Source organism: Pseudomonas sp. 8BK, assembly GCF_902506475.1.
Lineage (GTDB): Bacteria > Pseudomonadota > Gammaproteobacteria > Pseudomonadales > Pseudomonadaceae > Aquipseudomonas > Aquipseudomonas anguilliseptica.
On the sequence record NZ_LR733252.1, the window covers coordinates 3,366,758 to 3,381,120 of the forward strand.

The 14,363-nt window shown below is 58.7% G+C and carries 15 protein-coding genes; 4 read left to right on the forward strand and 11 right to left on the reverse strand.

What is annotated here, in order from left to right; translation table 11 throughout:
- Window positions 1-2 precede the first annotated feature (2 nt).
- The gene (locus tag ACIN8IBEIGE_RS15735; protein ID WP_160015475.1) at window positions 3-1,268 is read right to left on the reverse strand and encodes a lipoprotein-releasing ABC transporter permease subunit; all 1,266 of its coding nucleotides are present in this window, start codon (window positions 1,266-1,268) and stop codon (window positions 3-5) included.
- Between the two features lie 234 nt (window positions 1,269-1,502).
- Here ACIN8IBEIGE_RS15735 and ACIN8IBEIGE_RS15740 point away from each other — a divergent pair, with 234 nt between their 5' ends.
- From ACIN8IBEIGE_RS15740 to ACIN8IBEIGE_RS15750, 3 genes are read left to right on the forward strand one after another with little or no spacing between them, the layout of a single operon-like run.
- Window positions 1,503-2,084, forward strand: a complete 582-nt coding sequence (locus ACIN8IBEIGE_RS15740) for a PilZ domain-containing protein (RefSeq protein ID WP_160015476.1) — start codon at window positions 1,503-1,505, stop codon at window positions 2,082-2,084.
- Window positions 2,085-2,096: 12 nt separating this feature from the next.
- Window positions 2,097-2,399, forward strand: coding sequence for a phosphodiesterase (locus tag ACIN8IBEIGE_RS15745; protein ID WP_160015477.1), 303 nt, complete (start codon window positions 2,097-2,099; stop codon window positions 2,397-2,399).
- On the forward strand, window positions 2,396-3,112 hold the full coding sequence (locus ACIN8IBEIGE_RS15750) for a glycerophosphodiester phosphodiesterase family protein (protein ID WP_160015478.1): 717 nt from the start codon (window positions 2,396-2,398) through the stop codon (window positions 3,110-3,112). The genes ACIN8IBEIGE_RS15745 and ACIN8IBEIGE_RS15750 overlap by 4 nt, the downstream gene beginning before the upstream one ends.
- Before the next feature lie 155 nt (window positions 3,113-3,267).
- On the opposite strand, the gene sthA is transcribed toward ACIN8IBEIGE_RS15750, so the two are convergent.
- The 9 genes from sthA to ACIN8IBEIGE_RS15795 all read right to left on the reverse strand — a co-directional run bounded on the left by sthA (window position 3,268) and on the right by ACIN8IBEIGE_RS15795 (window position 11,892).
- Window positions 3,268-4,662 carry a Si-specific NAD(P)(+) transhydrogenase gene (gene sthA, locus ACIN8IBEIGE_RS15755; RefSeq protein ID WP_160015479.1) on the reverse strand — a complete coding sequence of 465 codons (1,395 nt, stop codon included), beginning with the start codon at window positions 4,660-4,662 and terminating at the stop codon, window positions 3,268-3,270.
- Window positions 4,663-4,785: 123 nt separating this feature from the next.
- The gene (gene nqrM / locus ACIN8IBEIGE_RS15760; RefSeq protein ID WP_160015480.1) at window positions 4,786-5,013 is read right to left on the reverse strand and encodes a (Na+)-NQR maturation NqrM; all 228 of its coding nucleotides are present in this window, start codon (window positions 5,011-5,013) and stop codon (window positions 4,786-4,788) included.
- Window positions 5,010-5,933 carry an FAD:protein FMN transferase gene (locus ACIN8IBEIGE_RS15765; RefSeq protein WP_160015481.1) on the reverse strand — a complete coding sequence of 308 codons (924 nt, stop codon included), beginning with the start codon at window positions 5,931-5,933 and terminating at the stop codon, window positions 5,010-5,012. Before ACIN8IBEIGE_RS15765 ends, nqrM begins: the two co-directional genes overlap by 4 nt.
- A 104-nt stretch (window positions 5,934-6,037) precedes the next feature.
- On the reverse strand, window positions 6,038-7,264 hold the full coding sequence (gene nqrF, locus ACIN8IBEIGE_RS15770) for an NADH:ubiquinone reductase (Na(+)-transporting) subunit F (RefSeq protein ID WP_160015482.1): 1,227 nt from the start codon (window positions 7,262-7,264) through the stop codon (window positions 6,038-6,040).
- A gap of 15 nt (window positions 7,265-7,279) precedes the next feature.
- Complete coding sequence (gene nqrE / locus ACIN8IBEIGE_RS15775; RefSeq protein WP_090387314.1) at window positions 7,280-7,888, reverse strand: NADH:ubiquinone reductase (Na(+)-transporting) subunit E; 609 nt, start codon at window positions 7,886-7,888, stop codon at window positions 7,280-7,282.
- Window positions 7,888-8,562, reverse strand: a complete 675-nt coding sequence (locus ACIN8IBEIGE_RS15780; RefSeq protein ID WP_178124369.1) for an NADH:ubiquinone reductase (Na(+)-transporting) subunit D — start codon at window positions 8,560-8,562, stop codon at window positions 7,888-7,890. The genes nqrE and ACIN8IBEIGE_RS15780 overlap by 1 nt, the downstream gene beginning before the upstream one ends.
- Window positions 8,559-9,347, reverse strand: a complete 789-nt coding sequence (locus tag ACIN8IBEIGE_RS15785; protein ID WP_160015483.1) for a Na(+)-translocating NADH-quinone reductase subunit C — start codon at window positions 9,345-9,347, stop codon at window positions 8,559-8,561. The genes ACIN8IBEIGE_RS15780 and ACIN8IBEIGE_RS15785 overlap by 4 nt, the downstream gene beginning before the upstream one ends.
- Window positions 9,340-10,551, reverse strand: a complete 1,212-nt coding sequence (locus ACIN8IBEIGE_RS15790; RefSeq protein ID WP_160015484.1) for an NADH:ubiquinone reductase (Na(+)-transporting) subunit B — start codon at window positions 10,549-10,551, stop codon at window positions 9,340-9,342. The genes ACIN8IBEIGE_RS15785 and ACIN8IBEIGE_RS15790 overlap by 8 nt, the downstream gene beginning before the upstream one ends.
- Window positions 10,552-10,554: 3 nt before the next feature.
- Window positions 10,555-11,892: a Na(+)-translocating NADH-quinone reductase subunit A gene (locus ACIN8IBEIGE_RS15795; RefSeq protein ID WP_160015485.1), complete on the reverse strand. Its 1,338-nt coding sequence runs from the start codon at window positions 11,890-11,892 to the stop codon at window positions 10,555-10,557.
- A gap of 271 nt (window positions 11,893-12,163) precedes the next feature.
- Here ACIN8IBEIGE_RS15795 and ACIN8IBEIGE_RS15800 point away from each other — a divergent pair, with 271 nt between their 5' ends.
- Window positions 12,164-12,724 carry a chalcone isomerase family protein gene (locus ACIN8IBEIGE_RS15800; RefSeq protein ID WP_160015486.1) on the forward strand — a complete coding sequence of 187 codons (561 nt, stop codon included), beginning with the start codon at window positions 12,164-12,166 and terminating at the stop codon, window positions 12,722-12,724.
- A gap of 64 nt (window positions 12,725-12,788) precedes the next feature.
- On the opposite strand, the gene ACIN8IBEIGE_RS15805 is transcribed toward ACIN8IBEIGE_RS15800, so the two are convergent.
- On the reverse strand, window positions 12,789-14,255 hold the full coding sequence (locus ACIN8IBEIGE_RS15805) for a glyceraldehyde-3-phosphate dehydrogenase (RefSeq protein ID WP_160015487.1): 1,467 nt from the start codon (window positions 14,253-14,255) through the stop codon (window positions 12,789-12,791).
- Window positions 14,256-14,363: the final 108 nt, after the last annotated feature.

Genomic DNA, 14,363 nt, shown 5'->3' on the forward strand with positions numbered 1-14,363 from the left:
GATCATTCATAACGCAGGGCCTCCGCAGGCTGGGTGCGCGCTGCGCGCCAGGCCGGATACAGGGTGGCGAAAAAACTGAGAATCAACGCCGCGCCGCAGACCAGCAGCACGTCCGCCAGCATCAGCTGCGAGGGCAGGTAGTCGATGAAATACACATCGGCATTGAGGAACTTGATCCCCAGCAGCTCTTCCAACGCGGCAATCGCACTGCTGATATTCAAGGCAGCCAGGCAACCCAGCACCGCACCGATGACTGTGCCGAACACGCCGATCACCGTGCCCTGAACCATAAAGATCGCCATGATCTGTCGCGGTGTGGCACCCAGGGTGCGCAGGATGGCGATATCGCCCTTCTTGTCGGTGACCACCATGACCAAGGTGGAAATGATGTTGAAGGCGGCCACCGCAACGATCAGCAGCAACAGCAGGCCAATCATTGCTTTTTCCATGCGGATCGCCTGGTACAGGTTGCCGTGGGTACGGGTCCAGTCGCGGGCGTAGTAATCACCCTCGCCGAGAGTTTGCGCCAGCGTCCAGGCGGTGCGTGGGGCTTCAAACAGATCGGCGAATTTCAGGCGAATGCCCTGCACCTGATCGGCCTGCCAACGCTGCAGACGCGCCAGATCCTGCACATGGGTCAGGGCCAGGTGGCCGTCGATCTCGCCGGCGCCGACATGGAAGATGCCCACCACGGTAAAGCGTTTAAGGCGCGGAAACATACCGGCTGGAGTAACCGTCACTTCCGGCGCGACAAAGGTGACCTTATCACCCAGACTGACGCCGAGCTTGGCTGCGGCCTTATCGCCCAGCACCATACCGAACTCGCCGGGTTTAAGAGCATCCAACGAACCCTTGCCACCATCTTCAGGCTTGAAGAAGTTGCCGATAATCGAAACCTTGGCTTCTTCAAGCGGATCAACCGCGTTGATCAGCACTTTCTGCACCTTGCCGTCGTTGGTCAGCAGGCCCTGCATCTGGCTGAAGGGCGCAACCGCAAGCACCTGCGGATTGCTCTGTGCCTTGTCGGCCAGGCTGCGCCAGTCCTTGATCGGTGTGGTGCTCTCGACGGTGGCGTGCGGCACCATACCGAGCACGCGGGTACGCATTTCATGGTCGAAGCCGTTCATCACCGACAGCACCAGAATCATCACCAGCACACCCAGTGCCAGCCCGACCATCGAAGTCAGGGAAATAAAGGATACGAAGTGGTTGCGACGCTTGGCCCGCGTATAGCGCGTGCCGATAAATACGAACAGAGGTCTGAACATGTCGGGGCTGATTCGAGGGAAAAAGAAACGTCCTTGTGGGGGCTTGGCGAGCAGCCTTACACTCTAAATCAGGGTAAAGTCTGCTGCGCGTCGGACCTGCTACGTTGAAAACTGTCTCGGAATGCTCATTTACATTCGTAAACTGCGCTTCCTCAGCACTTTTCGCCTTGCATGCCGCTAGCTCGCAAGACTTTGAACAGGTTCTTCGACCACTACTGCTGCCATGGGTTCGCCATGCCGACTCAAGATGAAGATGATCGCCGCGAATACTATCGTATCGACGATACGATCGCACTGGAATTCACCCTGCTCTCGGGCGCAGAAGCCCTGGCCAGTGACGAGCTTCACGACAGCTCACCACTGTTCAACCTGCTTAGCGATTTGCACCTGATGGACTTCGAGTCGCAGCACCTGCTGCGGCATATCAGTGAGCGCGACCGCACCCTGGCCAATTACCTCAAAGTGATGAACAAACGCATCGACCTGCTCGGTCAGGCTGTGGCGCAAAGCCTGCTGCGCGACATCGGCACACCGCGTAAGGTCAGCCTGTCCGAGGGTGGTGTCAGCTTCAACAACCCTCAACCCGTGGCAACCGGCGCGCACTTGGCGGTGAAGATGGTGCTGATGCCACAGGCCCTGGGCCTGCTTTTACGGGCCAAGGTGGTGCATTGCCAGCCGTTGCCCTCGCAGCAATTTGAGATTGGCGCGGAATTCGAAGCTGTGAGCGATGCCCAACGTCAGCTACTTGCTCGGCATATCCTGCAACGCCAGGCCCTGGAACGTCGCCAGGCCCGCGAGCAACCCCTGCAACCCTGATAGCGAGCCACCATGCCCCGTCTGTTTCTGCTTCTCGCCCTGCTCCTGCCTCTCGGCATTCACGCTGACACCCTGCAAATTCCTATCGGCCAGCAAGGTGGCAGCACATTACAGTTGCCGCAGCTCGGCGAATCCCAGCGCGCCGTGCTTGAGCGTTTCGGCCTGGCCGATGAAGAGCATCCCAGTGTCGGTAATCCGCCGATCACTCGCTGGGATTACCGCGAATTCAGCGTCTACTTCGAGCACAAACACGTGATCAACAGCGTGCGTCATCATCAGCCCGGCGCCGCCCTGCCCGACAAGGAGCAACAGTGACAGTCATTTATGGACATCGCGGCGCCAAAGGCGAGGTGCCGGAAAACACCCTAGCCAGCTTTCAGCAATGCCTGAAACATGGCGTACGCCGCTGCGAGCTGGATCTGCACCTGTCGCGCGATGGCGAGCTGATGGTAATTCACGACCCAACCCTCAAGCGCACCACCGGCCACCGCGGCAAGGTGGTCGAGCATGACGCCGCCGAACTGGTGACCTACGACGCCCGCAAAGGTGGCCCTGGCGCCGTTATGCCCTGTCCGATCCCACGGTTGGAAGAGTTGTTCCAGCACTGCGACTTCGAGCACTGGCAGCTGGAAGTCAAAAGTGCCTCGAAGGTGCGCTCCGCGCGGATGGTCAAGGCGATAGCCGAACTGGCCGAACGCTACAAGCTGACGGACAAAGTAACTGTGACTTCCAGCTCCCGCGAAGTACTCGGCGCCCTGCAGCGCCTGACACCGCACCTGCAACGCGGGCTGGTCGCCGAATACGCCTGGCTCGACCCACTCAAGGTTGCCAAGCATTACGGCTGCCACCTGCTCGCGCTGAACTGGACGCTATGCACTCCCGAACGCCTGCTCAAGGCACAGAAGGCCGGTTTGCATGTCTCGGTATGGACGGTCAATGAGCCGGCACTGATGCGCCGCCTGGCGGACTTCGGTGTAGACAGCATCATCACCGACTTCCCCGGCCTGGCCGTGGCGACCCTGGAGTAATCTCTCGCCCCCAGCCAGAGAAACGAAAAAACCGGCCGCAAGGGCCGGTTTTTTCGTTAAGCCTGATCAGAAACTTTCGCGATTAGGCCAACGCCAGTCGCAGGAGTCGCTGAACGGGTTCTCCCCGGCCGGCTCAGGCCACCGGCCGGAGCCGCTCAAAAAAGCCGGTTGAGGCCGTCGAACGCCGCCACCCGGTAGGCTTCCGCCATAGTCGGGTAGTTGAAGGTGGTGTTGACGAAGTACTTGATACTGTTGGCCTCACCCTTCTGGTTCATGATCGCCTGACCGATATGCACGATCTCCGACGCCTGGTAACCGAAACAGTGCACACCCAGTACTTCCAGGGTCTCGCGGTGGAACAGGATCTTCAGCATGCCCACCGGCTCGTGGGAAATCTGCGCCCGGGCCATGCCTTTGAAGAACGCCTTGCCGACTTCATAAGGGATCTTGGCCTGGGTCAGCTCGCGCTCGTTCTTACCGATCGAGCTGATTTCCGGAATGGTGTAGATACCGGTCGGCACGTCATCTACGAAACGCCAGCTGCCATTATCGACGATGCTGCCAGCCGCCGAACGACCCTGGTCAGCTGCCGCACTGGCCAGGCTTGGCCAGCCAATCACATCGCCCGCAGCGTAGATGTTCGAAACCTGGGTGCGGTAACTCTGGTCAACCTCGATCTGCCCACGGCTATTGACCTTGATGCCGATGTTTTCCAACCCCAGCTGGTCGGTATTACCGGTACGGCCGTTGCACCAGAGGAAGGCGTCGGCCTTGATCTTCTTGCCGGACTTGAGGTGCAGGATCACCCCATTCTCCACCCCCTCAACACTTTCGTACTCTTCGTTGTGGCGAATCAGCACGTTGTTATTGCGCAGGTGATAGCTCAGGGCATCGGAGATTTCCGCATCAAGGAAGCTCAACAGCTGATCACGGTTGTCGATCAGATCCACCAGCACGCCCAAACCACTGAAGATCGAAGCGTACTCGGAACCGATGACTCCGGCGCCGTAGATGATGATGCGGCGTGGGGTATGACCGAGGCTGAGGATGGTGTCGCTGTCGTAGATGCGTGGATGGTGGAAGTCCACATCCACCGGGCGATAAGGCCGCGAACCGGTAGCAATGACAATCTGCTTGGCCACCAGCTTTTCCACCACACCATTGGCGCAGACCACTTCGATGGTGTGCTCATCGGCAAAGCTGCCGGTACCGAAGAACACATCAATACGGTTACGCGCGTAGTAGCCGGTGCGCGAACTTACCTGCTTGGCGATCACCCGCTCGGCACTCTTCAGCACGTCAGGGAAGGAAAACCAGCGCGGCTCGCCGATCTGGCGGAACATCGGGTTGGTGTTGAACTGCATGATCTGCCGCACCGAGTGGCGCAGTGCCTTGGACGGAATGGTGCCCAGGTGGGTGCAGTTGCCGCCAACTTCACGACGACTGTCGACCACGGCGACCTTGCGCCCGGCCTTGGCCGCGTTCATTGCCGCGCCTTCACCCGCAGGGCCGGAACCCAGCACCACTACGTCGTAGTTGTAGACCGCCATGTTTACTCCTTCAGGACACACCGGAGCACTTGTACCGTGCTCTCGGCAGGGCCAGCGCTGCGCACGCAGCCTGGCAATCAATTCGTAGCTGCAAGCCTAGCCTTTCAGCCGACCGCAGGACGATTAGCGTTTGGTCGCGTCGTAGGCCAGGGCTGTGGTTTTGCCTTGCGGGTCGCTGTTGATCTCTTCGCACTTCTCGCGGCTGCCACCACAGATCGAGCATTCCTTTTCGATACCCAGATTGGCGATACCGCCGCACGAGCCGGCGATGGGCTTACGGCCCATGATCACACCCACGGCCATCATGCCGACTACCAGCAGCATGACCAGAAACACCACTAAAAACGTCATTGCTCGTCTCCTGCAGCGAATAGCTGCTCGAAAGCCTGAGTTGTCTGTGTGACGAAAGCGTCACCTTCACGGGTCACGAAAAACGCCGCAATACCCATGCGCTCAGCAAATGCCAGGCCACGCTCAGTGCCCATCACCATTAGCACTGTAGACAAGCCATCGGCGCGCAAGGTCGATTTGTCCACCACGGTTACTGCTGCCAGCTTGTGGGTGATCGGCGCGCCGGTCAACGGATCGAGGGTGTGCGAATAACGCTGCCCCTCCTCCTCGAAGTAATTGCGGTAATCACCCGAGGTGGAAATGCCGTAACCATCCACCGCCAGCACCCGCTGAGCGACTCGCTGACCGTCCTGCGGCGCCTCCAGGCCAATGCGCCAGGGCTGACCATCCGGCTTCTTGCCCGCAGCCTTGAGCTCACCAGTAGCCTCAACCATATAGCTGGTCACACGCAGCTCGTTGAAGCGCTGCACGATCTTGTCCACCGCATAACCGGCGGCAATGCTGTTGAAGTCGACCTGCACATCAACATCCTTGCACAGCTGCTGCCCATCACGACGCAGATGCTGCATGCCCACCCGCGCACGTGCGGCGGTCAGTTGCTCAGCGCTCGGCACCTTTTCGGCGCGCGCCTTGGGGCCGAAACCCCAGAGATTGAGCAGCGGTTCCAGGGTCAGGTCGAATGCGCCCGCACTTTGCTCATGCAGTACACGTCCAGCCTCGACCAACTCCAGCACCCCAGCAGGCATTGCCTGGCAGGTACCTGCCGGAGCCTGGTTGAATTGCTCGATTGCGGAATCATCGCGATAGGTCGACAACTGTTGGTCAACCTCAGCCAGGATTGCATCGGTCTCGCGCTTGAGTAACTCAAGGCTCGGCGAATCCTTGCTGCGCACATATTTGACCGTGTAGGTGCTGCCCATGGTCGGGCCGCCAAACTCTTCTACACGCTCTGAAAACCAACAGCCCGTTAGGGCTGTCAGCAAGCTGACAGCGATAACGGGCCGAAGTAGCACATGGCTCATGCTTAACCGCCGAAGTCGTCGAGCAGGATGTTTTCCTCCTCCACACCCAGGTCGATCAGCATCTTGATCACGGCTGCGTTCATCATGGGCGGGCCGCACATGTAGAACTCGCACTCTTCCGGAGCCGGGTGGTCCTTGAGGTAGTTCTCGTACAGCACGTTGTGGATAAAGCCCTTGAGGCCAGTCCAGTTGTCTTCCGGTAGCGGATCGGACAAGGCCAGATGCCACTTGAAGTTGGGGTTCTCGGCCTGCAGCTGATCGTATTCTTCAACGTAGAAGGCTTCACGCATGGAGCGTGCACCGTACCAGAAGCTGATCTTGCGGGTCGACTTCAAGCGCTTGAGCTGGTCGAAGATGTGCGAACGCATCGGCGCCATACCGGCACCACCACCGATAAACACCATCTCGGCATCGGTGTCCTTGGCGAAGAACTCACCAAACGGACCGTACACATCAATCTTGTCGCCCGGCTTGAGGCTGAACACGTAGGAGCTCATCTTGCCTGGTGGCAGATCGTCCTTACCCGGTGGCGGCGAAGCAATACGGATATTGAACTTCACCAGCCCCACTTCTTCCGGATAGTTGGCCATGGAGTAGGCACGGATCACAGTCTCTTCGACCTTGGACACGTACTTCCACTGGTTAAACTTGTCCCAGTCGCCGCGATACTCTTCCTGAATATCGAAGTCCTTGTAGTGCACTTCGTGCGGCGGGCATTCCAGCTGCACATAGCCACCGGCGCGGAAGTCGACGCTTTCGCCTTCCGGCAGTTTCAGCGTCAGCTCCTTGATGAAGGTGGCCACGTTGGGGTTGGACTCAACGGTGCATTCCCACTTCTTCACGCCGAACACTTCTTCCGGCACTTCGATCTTCATGTCCTGCTTGACCGGAGTCTGGCAGGACAGACGCCAGCCAGCCTTGGCTTCACGACGGGTGAAGGCAGCTTCTTCGGTCGGCAGCATTTCGCCACCGCCATGCTCAACCACACACTTGCACTGGGCGCAGGTACCGCCGCCACCGCAGGCCGAAGACAGGAAGATGTTGTTGGCTGCCAGGGTTTGCAGCAACTTGCCGCCGGCTGGCACCACAATGGTTTTTTCGCCGTTGATCTCGATGCTCACGTCACCGCTGGAAACCAGCTTGGCGCGCGCCGCGATAATGATCAGCACCAACGCCAGCACAATGCCGGTGAACATGCCGATGGCGATAAAAATCTCGAAATTGATCATCTATTCATCCCTTCCTTACAACTGCACGCCGGAGAAGGACATGAAGCCCAGAGACATCAGACCGATAGTGATAAAGGTGATACCCAACCCCTGCAGGCCCTCAGGTACATCGCTGTACTTGAGCTTCTCGCGAATCCCCGCCAGCGCGGCAATCGCCAAGGCCCAGGAAACACCCGCACCGACACCGTAAACAGTGCTTTCCGCCAGGTTGTAGTCACGCTCGACCATGAACAGCGAGCCACCCATGATGGCGCAGTTCACGGTGATCAACGGCAGAAACACGCCAAGGGCGTTGTACAGCGAGGGCACGTACTTATCCAGGGTCATCTCGAGGATCTGTACGATCGCCGCGATCACGCCGATAAAGGTCAGCAGGCCAAGGAAGCTCAGATCGACTTGTGGGTAACCGGCCCAAGCCAGTGCACCGTCCTTGAGCAGGTTGGTGTAGATCAGGTTGTTCACCGGCATGGTGATACCCAGCACCACCACTACGGCGATACCGAGACCAATGGCGGTTTCGACCTTCTTCGAGATGGCAATAAAGGTGCACATGCCGAGGAAGAACGCCAGGGCCATGTTCTCAACAAACACCGCACGGACGAACAGGCTGATGTAGTGCTCCATTAGTAGGCCTCCTTATTGGATACCTGAGGCGCCATCTTGAAGCTCGGCTTCTCGATCTGGTCCTTTTTCCAGACACGAATACCCCAGATAAACAACCCGATCAGGAAGAACGCCGAAGGTGGCAGCAGCAGCATGCCGTTAGGCTGGTACCAGCCACCGTCGTTGACCACCGGGATGATCTCGTAGCCCATCAGTTTGCCCGCACCAAACAGTTCACGAATGATGCCCAGCACGATCAGAAAGGCGCTATAGCCCAGACCGTTACCAATACCGTCGAAGAACGACAGCACCGGCGGGTTCTGCATGGCAAAGGCTTCGGCACGGCCCATCACGATGCAGTTGGTGATAATCAGGCCAACGAACACCGAGAGCTGCTTGGACAGACTAAAGGCAAAGGCCTTGAGCACCTGATCAACCACGATTACCAGGGAAGCGATAATCACCATCTGCACGATCATGCGGATCGAGCCGGGGATCTGGCTGCGGATCATCGAGATAAACAGGTTGGAGAACGCCGTGACCAGAGTCAGCGCGGCAGACATCACCAACGCAGTTTTCAGGTTCGAGGTCACCGCCAGGGCAGAACATATCCCGAGAATCTGCAAGCCAATCGGGTTGTTGTTGAAAATCGGGTTAAGCAGGACTTCTTTAATAGTCGGCTGCGACATGATCAAGCCTCCCCTGCACGCAGGTTCGCGATAAACGGACCGAAGCCATTCTGGCCGAGCCAGAACTTCAGCAGGTTGTCCACACCAACGCTGGTCAGCGTAGCGCCTGCCAGGCCATCAACCTGATGCACGGCCTTGGGGCTCTGCGCATCGACACCACCCTTGACGATTTGCACGGCCAATTTGCCGTCCTCATCGAACAGGGTTTTGCCTGGCCATTGGCCTTTCCACTTCGGATTGTCGACTTCGCCACCCAGGCCCGGCGTTTCGCCGTGCTGGTAGAATCCCATGCCAACCACAGTATTCAGGTCGCCCTTGACTGCGATAAAGCCATGCAGGGTCGACCATAGACCGTAACCACGCACCGGCAGAATCAGGGTTTCAACCTGACCATCCTTCTCCACCACATACACGGTGCTGAAGCGTTCCTGGCGCTTGATCCCGGCGATGTCGTCGCTGCCCTTGAGCACGTCAGACATCTTAGGGTTCTTGGAGGCCTTCAACGGGTCAAAGGTGATCGGATCCTGAGCGTCGGAGAATTTACCGGTCTTCAGGTCCACCAGCTTGGCGCTGATGGTGCCTTTGAACATGTCTTTAACCTGGGCGCTGGACATGCTGGCATCGCCCAGACCGGCAATCGCCAGAATGCTGCGCTGCTTGTCCAGCAGACGGTTGTCCACCTGGGTCGGCTTCAGCGCCACGGCTGCACCGGCAACAAACACCGAACACACCAGGCAGACCAACAGGGCCACCACCAGCGTACGGACGGTGGATTCTTTTTGACTAGACATTGCGCGCCAGCCTCCGCTTGATATTGGCTTGAACGACGAAGTGGTCGATCAGCGGTGCGAACAGGTTGGCGAACAGAATCGCCAGCATCATGCCTTCCGGGAAGGCCGGGTTGACCACGCGGATCAACACAACCATCACACCGATCAGCGCACCGAAAATCCACTTGCCGGCATTGGTCATGGACGCCGACACTGGGTCGGTGGCCATAAAGAACATACCGAAAGCAAAACCGCCCACCACCAGGTGCCAGTACCAGGGCATGGCAAACATCGGGTTGGTGGTCGAACCGAGGGCGTTGAACAGCAGGCTCAGGCCAATCATGCCCAGCATCACACCGGCGACGATGCGCCAGGCGGCAATCTTGGTGATCAAGAGCACCAGGCCGCCGATGGCGATGGCCAGGGTGCTGGTTTCGCCGAGCGAGCCGTGAATGGTGCCGACGAAGGCATCCATCCAAGTGATGCCGTTATTGATCACGTTGTCGATGCCGCCGGAAGCCGCCAGGCTAAGCGAAGTGGCGCCGGCAAAGCCGTCCACTGCAGTCCACACCGCATCACCGGACATCTGCGCCGGGTAGGCGAAAAACAGGAAGGCACGACCGGTCAGCGCCGGGTTGAGGAAGTTCTTGCCGGTACCGCCAAACACTTCCTTGCCGATCACCACGCCGAAACTGATACCCAGGGCCACCTGCCACAGCGGAATGCTCGGCGGCAGAATCAGGGCAAAGAGTACGGAGGTGACGAAGAAACCTTCGTTGACTTCATGCTTGCGGATCGAAGCGAACAGCACTTCCCAGAAGCCACCGACGATAAACGCCGTGGCATACACCGGCAGAAAGTACGCCGCGCCCTGGATAAAGTTATCCCACAGGCTGTTCGGGTCAAACCCAGCCAGCGAGCCGATCAGCGCAAAGCGCCAGCCTTCCTGGGCCGCCAGCAGCTCAGGGCTGTTAGCGAAGATCAGGTTGGCCTGATAACCAGTGTTCCACATCCCGAAAAACATCATCGGGAAGGTGCACAGCCACACGGTGATCATCATGCGCTTGAGGTCGATGCCGTCACGCACGTGAGCAGTGGTCTTGGTTACGCTGCCAGGGCGGTAGAAGAAAGTATCGACAGCTTCATAGAGGGCGTACCAGTTCTCGAACTTGCCGCCTTTTTCGAAGTTGTGCTCGACTTTATCGAGGAATGCACGAATACCCATGACTTAACCCTCCTTCTCAATACGGGCGAGGTTATCGCGCAGGATCGGGCCGTACTCATACTTGCCGGCACAGACATAGGTGCACAGCGCCAGGTCTTCTTCGTCGAGTTCCAGACAGCCCAGCTTCTGAGCCATCTCGGTGTCACCGACAATCAGGTAGCGCAGCAGTTGCGTCGGCAGGATATCCAGCGGCATCACGGCCTCGTAATTGCCCACCGGCACCATGGCGCGCGGGCTGCCATTGGTCGTTGTCGAGAAGGCGAACTTCTTCGCGGCGTTGAGCTTGGAAACAAAGATGTTCATCACCGAGTGCTTGTTGACCCCGGCACGCAGGTAGTGCATCAGCTCGCGTTCATGCCCTTCGACCAGGCAAGACACCTGCAGGTGATAGCGACCGAGGAAGGCGAAAGCGCCCTGCGCCGTACGGCCACCCAGCACCGAGCCGGAAATAACCCGGTTGAAACCAGGCTGTAGCTGGCCAGCAGTCAGTTCGCTGAGGTTCGCGCCCAGAAGGGTGCGCACCAAGCGTGGTTGCTCGACCACGGGGCCGGCCAGCGCAACAACGCGCTCGGTCCACAGCTGCCCAGTGGCGAACAGTTTGCCGATGGCAATCACGTCCTGATAATTGATCGACCAGACGCTCTTGCTGACGCTGACCGGATCGAGGAAGTGAATGTGCGTACCTGGCAAGCCCGCAGGGTGCGGGCCGGCGAAGGCTTCGGTATGCACCTTGCTTAGCTGCTCGCCAGGCAAGCTGGCACCCTCAGCCTTGCACAGAAACACCTTGGCCAGATTGCTCAGCACCTGCAGACCATTAGTAAAGTCGGCAGCGTACTCGGCAATCACCACAGCCGGATCGGCTGCCAGCGGGTGGGTATCAATGGCGGTGACGAAAATCGAGCTGGGCTGCGCATCGGCAGCCGGCACCTTGCTGAACGGACGGGCGCGAAATGCGGTCCACAGACCAGACTGCAACAGTACTTCACGCACTTTGGCGTCGCCGACAGTTGCCAGCTGCTCTACCGCTACCTGATCAAAGGTGATTTGCTCATCGCCCTCGACATCAATGACCACGGATTGCAGCACACGCTTTTCACCACGATGGATGGCGCTGATCACGCCTGCGGCTGGAGCAGTGTATTGCACGCCTGGCGACTTCTTGTCCGAGAACAGCACCTGGCCAAGCTTGACCCGATCGCCGACCTGAACCTCCATCGAAGGCTTCATACCGTGATAATCGAAGCCTATGACGGCGACGCTACGCACCGGCCTTGCAGCCTCGATGCGCTGCACCGGCACGCCTGTTATGGGCAAATCAAGCCCATGTTTTATTTTGATCATAGGTTTGCCTAACCACTGATTTATAAACTTTTTTAGAATACGGACGACACCAACGCAGAAAAATGCGGCGCAACGCCAAAAACAAATCAGGCACTGGGCAGGATGTCGGTCGCGGGAAAAAATCTGGTCGATTATAAGTCGCACCTTCGGCCACTGGCCACCCAAGCGCTTGCTTTTATCCGGTTTAACGTAACAGAAGGCAACAGATGCCGGCTTGACTGCGAAGCCGCCGCGCGCGACATAAGACTAATAGACCAACCGGAGCCCTGCCATGCGCCTGCTACTCGCGCTCACCACCCTACTGCTGCTGAGCAGCGAGTCATTCGCCAACAACCGCGAACGCCTGCAAGAAGCCAACTTCGCCGCCACTCACCAGCTCGAACAGAGCAGCCTGGAACGCAAGAACCAAAGTGTGCTGACCTACCTGTGGGCCGATGTCTACGCCGCTGCCTTCTATGCTCCAACCGAGGCCAGCGCCAGCCAGGCAGTCAGCAAGCCGCTCACACAGCGCCTGGAGCTCTACTACTTCCGTAATATCGACAGCCAAGACGTGATCAAGGCGGCCTGGGTCACGCTCGAACGTCAGCACGATGCCGCCACACTGCAGCGCCTGCGGCCCGAGGTAGATGCCCTGCATGCCACGTTCAGAGATATTCGTCCAGGCGACCGTTACGCCCTGAACTTCAACGCAGGCAGCGGCCTGACCCTGGAAGTGAACGGCAAAATTGCCTACACCAGCCAGAACCCGGCTCTGGCCAAGGCATACCTGGGCATCTGGCTCTCGCCCAACGGCCTGTCGGATAAGTTGCGCACCAGCCTGCTGGCCGATTAACTCCAGCAGTTTCAGACAACAAAAACGGGAGCCGAAGCTCCCGTTTTTTATGCCTCGCCTGCGCTTAGCGCGGGAAGGCTGGCGGGTTGACCCCAGCCATGTCTTCCATCACGCGAACCACCTGGCAGCTGTAACCGAACTCGTTGTCGTACCACACGTACAGCACAACGCGGTTGTCGTTGCAGATGGTGGCTTCAGCATCGACCACACCGGCATGGCGCGAGCCAACGAAGTCAGTGGACACCACTTCCTGCGACTGCACGAAGTCGATCTGCTTCTGCAGATCCGAGTGCATGGCCATCTGGCGCAGGTACTCGTTGATCTCTTCACGGGTGGTGGCTTTCTCAAGATTGAGGTTGAGAATGGCCATCGACACGTTCGGCGTTGGTACGCGAATGGCGTTGCCGGTCAGCTTACCCTTCAGCACTGGCAGTGCCTTGGCAGCAGCAGTGGCGGCACCGGTTTCGGTGATCACCATGTTCAGCGGGGCGCTGCGGCCACGGCGGTCGCCTTTGTGGAAGTTGTCGATCAGGTTCTGGTCGTTGGTGTACGAGTGAACGGTTTCGACGTGACCGTTAACGATGCCGTACTGGTCATTGATCGCCTTGAGCACCGGCACGATGGCGTTGGTGGTGCAGGAAGCGGCCGAAATGATCTTGTCGTCCGGGGTGATTTCACCGTGGTTGATGCCGTGCACGATGTTCTTCAACGCGCCCTTGCCAGGTGCAGTGAGGACCACGCGATCAACGCCCGGGCAAGCCAGGTGCTGACCCAGGCCGTCGGCGTCACGCCATACACCGGTGTTGTCCACCAGCAGCGCGTTCTTGATGCCGTACTGGGTGTAATCCACCTCGGCCGGCGATTTGGCGTAGATAACCTGAATCAGGTTGCCGTTGGCAGTCAGGGTGCTGTTTTCTTCGTCGATGGTGATGGTGCCATCGAACTTGCCATGCACCGAGTCGCGGCGCAGCAGACTGGCGCGCTTGACCAGGTCATTGCTCGCACCCTTGCGCACAACAATGGCGCGCAGACGCAGGCCGTCACCGCCACCGGTTTTCTCGATCAGGATGCGTGCCAGCAGACGACCGATACGACCGAAGCCATACAGCACCACGTCGGTACCTTCACGGGCTTCGCTGTTCTGCTTGCCAGCCACTTCAACCAGCTCGTCCTTGACGAACTGTTCGATGCTGCGCCCCTGACCTTCGGCCTTGAACTTGCTGACCATCTTGCCCAGGTCCACCGAGGCAGCGCCCAGTTTGAGCTCGCTCATGGCCTTGAGCACCAGGAAGGTATCGTGCACCGACAATTCGCTGTCGCCGGTCAGGCGGTGACGAGCGAAGCGGTGGGCCTTGAGAATGTCGATCACCGAGCGGTTGATCAAACCACGGCCGTAGATCGAGGTGACCACGTTGTTGTTACGGTAGAGTTGGCCAATCATCGGAATCATCGCTTCCGCAAGGGCTTCTCGATCGATCCACTCACCGAGACACTGGTCGGGCTTCTGAGTCACGGGCAGTACCTTCCACATGTAGGGGCTGAAAAAAGGGGCTACATTATGACGGCGCAAGCAAGCATGAGCAATGCACGACTGTCGTAACTGACACCGCACATAAACGCCCGCTACAATCGCCGACCT

Bases quoted from the DNA above. Each gene is read 5' to 3' on its own strand.
- ACIN8IBEIGE_RS15805 (WP_160015487.1), bottom strand. From the start codon at position 14,255: ATGTGGAAGGTACTGCCCGTGACTCAGAAGCCCGACCAGTGTCTCGGT.
- nqrE (WP_090387314.1), bottom strand. From the start codon at position 7,888: ATGGAGCACTACATCAGCCTGTTCGTCCGTGCGGTGTTTGTTGAGAAC.
- ACIN8IBEIGE_RS15790 (WP_160015484.1), bottom strand. From the start codon at position 10,551: ATGGGTATTCGTGCATTCCTCGATAAAGTCGAGCACAACTTCGAAAAA.
- ACIN8IBEIGE_RS15785 (WP_160015483.1), bottom strand. From the start codon at position 9,347: ATGTCTAGTCAAAAAGAATCCACCGTCCGTACGCTGGTGGTGGCCCTG.
- ACIN8IBEIGE_RS15740 (WP_160015476.1), top strand. From the start codon at position 1,503: ATGCCGACTCAAGATGAAGATGATCGCCGCGAATACTATCGTATCGAC.
- ACIN8IBEIGE_RS15795 (WP_160015485.1), bottom strand. From the start codon at position 11,892: ATGATCAAAATAAAACATGGGCTTGATTTGCCCATAACAGGCGTGCCG.
- nqrM (WP_160015480.1), bottom strand. From the start codon at position 5,013: ATGACGTTTTTAGTGGTGTTTCTGGTCATGCTGCTGGTAGTCGGCATG.
- ACIN8IBEIGE_RS15800 (WP_160015486.1), top strand. From the start codon at position 12,164: ATGCGCCTGCTACTCGCGCTCACCACCCTACTGCTGCTGAGCAGCGAG.
- nqrF (WP_160015482.1), bottom strand. From the start codon at position 7,264: ATGATCAATTTCGAGATTTTTATCGCCATCGGCATGTTCACCGGCATT.
- ACIN8IBEIGE_RS15745 (WP_160015477.1), top strand. From the start codon at position 2,097: ATGCCCCGTCTGTTTCTGCTTCTCGCCCTGCTCCTGCCTCTCGGCATT.
- ACIN8IBEIGE_RS15735 (WP_160015475.1), bottom strand. From the start codon at position 1,268: ATGTTCAGACCTCTGTTCGTATTTATCGGCACGCGCTATACGCGGGCC.
- ACIN8IBEIGE_RS15765 (WP_160015481.1), bottom strand. From the start codon at position 5,933: ATGGGCAGCACCTACACGGTCAAATATGTGCGCAGCAAGGATTCGCCG.
- sthA (WP_160015479.1), bottom strand. From the start codon at position 4,662: ATGGCGGTCTACAACTACGACGTAGTGGTGCTGGGTTCCGGCCCTGCG.